Origin of the sequence: Heliobacterium chlorum (assembly GCF_014502795.1) — a bacterium.
Lineage (GTDB): Bacteria > Bacillota > Desulfitobacteriia > Heliobacteriales > Heliobacteriaceae > Heliobacterium > Heliobacterium chlorum.
The window spans coordinates 1-6,125 of the sequence record NZ_JACVHF010000055.1; the positions used below are offsets into that span (position 1 = coordinate 1).

The following is a 6,125-nucleotide window of genomic DNA, read 5'->3' on the forward strand; positions in this document are numbered from 1 at the left end:
GATGAAGCGCTCAAAGCGCTACCTGAAGACAAGCGCTCGGCATCGGTAGTGGCCAAAGAGGGATTTGACTTTTGCAATCGGCTCTTTGCCATTGAACGCGCGACCATTGAGGAACGTTATCTAGCCCGATTAGCGCTCAGCCGACCTGTGCTGAACGCTTTTTTGACATGGCTGAATACCTAAAGTACTCAAGTACTTCCCAAAAGTAGCGCTTGGCCAAGCCATTGCCTATTGCCTAAACCAGTGGCAGAAACTCGAAGCGTTCCTACTCGATGGCCGCTTAGAGATAGACAACAATCGCAGCGAACGTTCGATCAAGCCATTCGTGATCGGGCGCAAAAACTGGTTGTTTGCCAACACCCCACGCGGTGCTCAGGCCAGCGCGATCATTTACAGCATTGTGGAAACCACCAAGGAAAACGGATTGAATCCTTTTTCTTATCTAACCTATCTCTTTGAGAAGCTTCCGAACATTGACACTAAAGACCATCAGGCTCAAGATTCACTGCTTCCTTGGTCCAATACGTTACCCAAAGTCTGTCGAACAACAAAATAAGCATACTCAAATCCCCACCCTGGCAACAAGGTGGGGATTATTTTACGGTTACCATGGGTAAGCCTGAAAAAGCTGAATAACGCCAACAACAGTCCCCCTCAAGGGGGCTGTTTCACTCTTTGATAACTAAAAAAGCCCACGCCAAATAAGCGACGGTCATCAGATTAAAGATCCCTCGCTTGATATGTAGTCGGACGTATCCTCCAGTATGGATAGGCGGACTTCGCTGTTGGTCGTTAGGGCAAACTGGCCTTCATGTTTAGCGGTCGAAGTAGCCTGTCGGTTATTTTAGCAGACTGGCTTCTCGACGGTATGGGCGAAGTTCACTGCTGACTTATCGGCAAAACTGCCATGGCCGATGGTTTCAGGACGTGTCCGGACTTCGCCAAGCTGAGTCTAGCGTAATGGCCCATCTGGATTGCTGAGTGGTAAACCTGCAAGACGTTCTATGAGGTATATACTACTTTGAATAATTTGCAGGTTACGTTGCCATAATCCACCGGGATTCTGTACCTATGATTACCATGGCTACCCCAGATGGAACCCATAGTCCAACAGTAAACCAACGCTACCTATATTCGATTTTCGTACAACTGGCTTTCCGTTATGGTCCATCTATCGACCCCCTCTGATTGAGTGTATTGGCGGGACCGATATTCCAGATGGGCAGACCTCCTCTGAGGAACTTGAGTTTGATTCGTTGCTGTCTTTAATTGAAGGAACCCGGCCATCACCCGATAAAACTCCCCCTTATAATCCGGCCCATCATGCACTGGGCCATTATTGAGATGAATCAAAATGCGTGTCGTGTTGATTTTAACGGTGAAAAATCATTTGCGGAATTAAATTTTTAATTTTTTTGGGGCCGGTTATTCCTCGATATTCATTCCTCCTTGGTGGGCGGTTGCCGCAGTGACATCATCGCTCTTGTGGGGGAGGAAGTCAAGGAAGATATGAAAGGACTGTTGTAAATTAACAGTCCTTTATCCTAGAGTAATATTTTCTAAAAACTAAACGTCTTTTACGAATTAAATATTTCATTAGTCGTCATATTTATTAGTTGATGGGTATATTCTCGAAGGTCACTTTTTAAACGATTTGAAAGTAATATAAGGTGCTTTGCTTCCTCCGCTGTACCAAGAGACTCATGGATAATAAATCTACTTTTTTCTTCAACTATACTTTTGAAAAATTCCCATAGTTCACTATAGGCAGCAATCATGTTTTCATTTAAAGATTTAAATCTTTTATCCAAGTTTTCATTAGCGGATTTAATTTTATTTTCAATAAAATCGGCTTTCCGTTTATCTGCATTAAAAGTAAGCTTATGCGTTATTATAGCAATAGTACCTATTGCGGCAACCCAAGGTATTGCAGGAGGAAAAGATATTGCTACAATAGAAGTAAATATTTTTTCAACCAATCCTAATGTTACCCTACCTCCAATAAACCCCGCTCCACCTAGAAAAAACAAAGCATTTTTCGTATTTCTTTCAAAGGCATTAACGATTTCATCGATCTTACAAAATGTTGATGTAGCAAAGTGACTGGTATTACATATATAAGAAAACTCGCCATGTAATGTCTTAAATTCATTTATATTTAATTCAACATATGAATCTAATTCCTTAGAGAAAATATCTGCTTGTGTTTTCCAATAGTTTAATCTTTCATTTATTCTTCGGTTAAAATCCGTCATATGTTTTTGGACTATGCCATCCGCTGTTTCGCGATTAAATAAACCCCATTTTTCACTATTAGAGTAGTCTTTCCCTAATTCTCGTACCTTTGTTTCAATAGCACTTCTAAAGTTAATTTCAATTATCTTTCTTGTTTGCTCTATGTCTTCTAATGAATGATTATAGTCCATAATTAGCCTGTCACATAATGCTTGTAATCTCATGTTAATTTGATGATTGTGTGAAGATATGAAGTTTATAAGCTTTTTTGACATCTTTTCAAATAGCACAATGTTTTCTCTGTTGAAGAATTGGGTATTTGATAAATCTATATATTGTTCTGATTCCTCCTTAGCCACAATCATTAATTCATTTAATCTATTGTTTAACCAGGATAAATATTTCGAATCCCGATTTGAATCTTCTGCTACCGTAGATAAATGATTATAGAAATTATTAAAACCATCTGACTCGGCGGTATATTCTGATGTATCTTGCCTTGGAAATCTTGCATCGAAAGCAAATACGTTTACGTTTCTTAGTAGTTCTTGGTGTTGCTGATTACTTGATACATTTCTAATCCAAGAATAAACTTCATTAAAAATTCGGCTTTTTTCTTCATCATTAGAAAGTCTATCGATATGAGTTAATACGATGATTAATTCGAACAAGTTCCCTGCTTCTAAAAGATTTAACAAAAACTGTCGTTCGGATTCAGTACCAAACTTATCGGCTCTCATTACAAAAACAACACATTCGGCAACTTTTGCCTGATCATACGTTATTTTATCCCGTACTTTCATAGGATCATTAATTCCGGGTGTGTCAACTATTATCATCCCGTATTTCAGACAATCCAAGGGGGAGCCTATTCGTACTAACTCAATCGCGGATGAAAATCTGCCTCGAGCTGATATATAATTATCTACAACTTGAGCTGAAGAAGAAAGATTTGATATGACTCCACCGGGAACGTATTCTTTTGAAGAAATTATATCTTCTAGAATTAATTTATAACGAAGAACGTGCTTGTTATCAGAATGAACATTGATGTAATTTAATATTTTATTATATGTGTCCTCGCTTAACCATTTTGCTTCATATTTTGGTTCTTCGGAGTAGTAAAGTTCTAATACGGAAGAAGTGGTAGCCGTACCTTCCCCGATAGGACTGAAAGACTCCCCAATTATTTTGTTAAATATACTACTTTTCCCGTGCTTAATTTCACCGACTAAAACTACTCGAAAAGGTTTTGGTTCAATTTGAATTAAAAAATCGTCGACTTTTTCTTTCAAACGTTTACTATGAACTATTTTTGACAACTCTTTTACTTTCGAAGCGAAGTCCTTCCCTTTTTCATTTTCAACCTCTCTTGGAATTTTAATTAATCTTTGATTCTTGGTTAGTGAGTGGTTTTCACTCTTAACGAGCAATACGTTTTTAGCATCAGTTATTGTTTTACCAAGAGTATCTTTCCAGAAATTTGTTTTTTCAAATGCGGAGACTGAATTAAATTCCTGCCTGGCGTTTGTTGTATCAAGATTATCAAGTATTTTAGAAAACTCTGATCGAGGTAGGTTAAATTTAGCAATTAGTTTCTCAACTATGTTTATCCCAATATTTTTATTTATCTGCGTTTCGTTAAGCAAGTTAAGAATATGAAGAACTATATCTTTTTTTGCATTATCCGTAACTTTTTCTTTTATAACCGATAATATTAGATCGTTTGTTAATGTTTCGAATTGAGTATTACCGTTCAAGAACGTTTTTAATAAAGCAGCTCTTAGAACGCTACTCTGTAACAATCTTTCCTTAAATAAATTCCCGGCCAAATTCTTGTATATTTCAAATTTAGCCGGTAACAAATAGCCATCTAGATTAGCGATAGCTGCAAGTAATTCAATGGCTTTATATTCGTAACCCTCTTGGTGGATAAACTTATTTAAGTCAAGTTCTTCTTGGACTCTAAAAGGTTGTAGTTGAAATCCTTCCATATATGACCCCTCCAAAAAATCTTGTATTGTTATTCTAGAATGACATAATTCCACCAATACTATAAAATTCCTTTTAGAATATTGTCTTTTCTTCGTTAATTTTAATTTTTGGTCATTTATCTCTTGTCAACTTGTCGTTCTTTTGAACTAAAATTGGTTATTCAGATTATTTGAGTAAAAAGAAGGAAATAACCCTCGCCTCATCGAATAATCACTTACCAAATATTGGAAGAGAGCGATTCCTGCCGATGAAAAGCGAAGCGGAACAACTTCTGAAATTAATTCACAAGAAACACCACGAAGCCTCCCGATTGCTGCTGGCCCGTAGGATTAATCAAGCCATCATGGTATCCCGTGAAGTGGACCGTCTGCGGTAAGAGTATGCCAAGCTGAAGCATTATGGTCGGGTAAATAAAAGACTGTATAATCGCCAATTCACCGGGAATATGCTTTGGAAAAGGAAAAGCGTGGACTCATATCGTAAGGCTCACGCTTCAGTCTGTTTATTACTGGGCAAAATAGAGTACGGATAAGTAAATGCGTCCGAAAGGGGAGAAGAGATGCCCACAGTTGATACCGATATCGAACGCATGTTTCTCACCGACGTGAAAGAAAAGAAAACCACAGCCTCCGGCATCCGTTACCGTGCTTCCCGACTGGGCCGTGTCGGCAGCATGGTTATGCCGTCAGATCGGATGTCAGGGAAGGCCAAACGAGATTACCGGCGGCCGGGGCCGTTGATCACTTACTCATTATTCGAGGACTTAGTATCCTTCGATGTGTTTGATCGGATGAAGTACGAGCAACATGTCCAACTTCTCCCCAAGTGGCGGAAGAAGTATGGCGATGATTATATCTGTCGGGAGTGGGGGCTGACGAGGTACGGGTGGGAGGTTATTTTGGAGGCGTTAGGATTATCAAACTGTAAGCCAACGACTTTACATTAAGAAGCGTCCGGTGTCACCACTACCGAACGCTTTTCTTATTAAATATTCAGTTTTACAAGAGTTAAACACTAACAATAACAACGCGTAGTTCTGGGTTCCAGTTAACCTTGGCGTCTATTGACTCGGCAAAAAAGCGGAGTGGAATGAGCGTTCGCCCGTCTTTAATACGAGGGGGAACGTCCATCTTGACAGTTTTTCCCTTTACGATGGCATAGGTACTGTCGAGCGTAAGTTTTAAATCGACATAACCAAAGCCTTTTGCCGTAACCGTCCGGGTTTTGTCATCGTAGGTAATGGTCAGTTTCGGTCCAATAGCCTCCAGTAATGTTCGAAGAGGAACCGTAACCGTAAAATAATCCCCACCTTGTTGCCAGGGTGGGGATTTGAGTATGCTTATTTTGTTGTTCGACAGACTTTGGGTAACGTATTGGACCAAGGAAGCAGTGAATCTTGAGCCTGATGGTCTTTAGTGTCAATGTTCGGAAGCTTCTCAAAGAGATAGGTTAGATAAGAAAAAGGATTCAATCCGTTTTCCTTGGTGGTTTCCACAATGCTGTAAATGATCGCGCTGGCCTGAGCACCGCGTGGGGTGTTGGCAAACAACCAGTTTTTGCGCCCGATCACGAATGGCTTGATCGAACGTTCGCTGCGATTGTTGTCTATCTCTAAGCGGCCATCGAGTAGGAACGCTTCGAGTTTCTGCCACTGGTTTAGGCAATAGGCAATGGCTTGGCCAAGCGCTACTTTTGGGAAGTACTTGAGTACTTTAGGTATTCAGCCATGTCAAAAAAGCGTTCAGCACAGGTCGGCTGAGCGCTAATCGGGCTAGATAACGTTCCTCAATGGTCGCGCGTTCAATGGCAAAGAGCCGATTGCAAAAGTCAAATCCCTCTTTGGCCACTACCGATGCCGAGCGCTTGTCTTCAGGTAGCGCTTTGAGCGCTTCATC

The 6,125-nt window shown here is 40.1% G+C and carries 4 protein-coding genes and 2 pseudogenes; 3 read left to right on the forward strand and 3 right to left on the reverse strand.

Annotated features, from left to right (window positions below):
• Positions 1-556 (forward strand): annotated as a pseudogene (locus H1S01_RS19420) (IS66 family transposase); the annotation flags it as partial.
• A 1,021-nt stretch (positions 557-1,577) separates the two neighbouring features.
• Here the strand turns inward: H1S01_RS19420 and H1S01_RS19425 are convergent.
• Entirely contained in the window at positions 1,578-4,229 is a 2,652-nt protein-coding gene (locus tag H1S01_RS19425; RefSeq protein ID WP_188042040.1) for a dynamin family protein, read from the reverse strand.
• 170 nt (positions 4,230-4,399) lie between these two features.
• Here H1S01_RS19425 and H1S01_RS19430 point away from each other — a divergent pair, with 170 nt between their 5' ends.
• Together H1S01_RS19430 and H1S01_RS19435 are read left to right on the forward strand one after the other, a co-directional pair.
• The gene (locus tag H1S01_RS19430; RefSeq protein WP_188042041.1) at positions 4,400-4,606 is read left to right on the forward strand and encodes a hypothetical protein; all 207 of its coding nucleotides are present in this window, start codon (positions 4,400-4,402) and stop codon (positions 4,604-4,606) included.
• A gap of 183 nt (positions 4,607-4,789) precedes the next feature.
• Entirely contained in the window at positions 4,790-5,176 is a 387-nt protein-coding gene (locus H1S01_RS19435; RefSeq protein WP_188042042.1) for a hypothetical protein, read from the forward strand.
• A 61-nt stretch (positions 5,177-5,237) separates the two neighbouring features.
• Here H1S01_RS19435 and H1S01_RS22640 read toward each other — a convergent pair whose 3' ends face one another.
• A complete protein-coding gene (locus tag H1S01_RS22640; protein ID WP_188042043.1) occupies positions 5,238-5,612 on the reverse strand; it encodes a copper amine oxidase N-terminal domain-containing protein in 375 nt (124 codons plus the stop codon).
• Positions 5,570-6,125: pseudogene (locus H1S01_RS19445) on the reverse strand (IS66 family transposase); the annotation flags it as partial. The pseudogene H1S01_RS19445 and the gene H1S01_RS22640, both read right to left, overlap by 43 nt.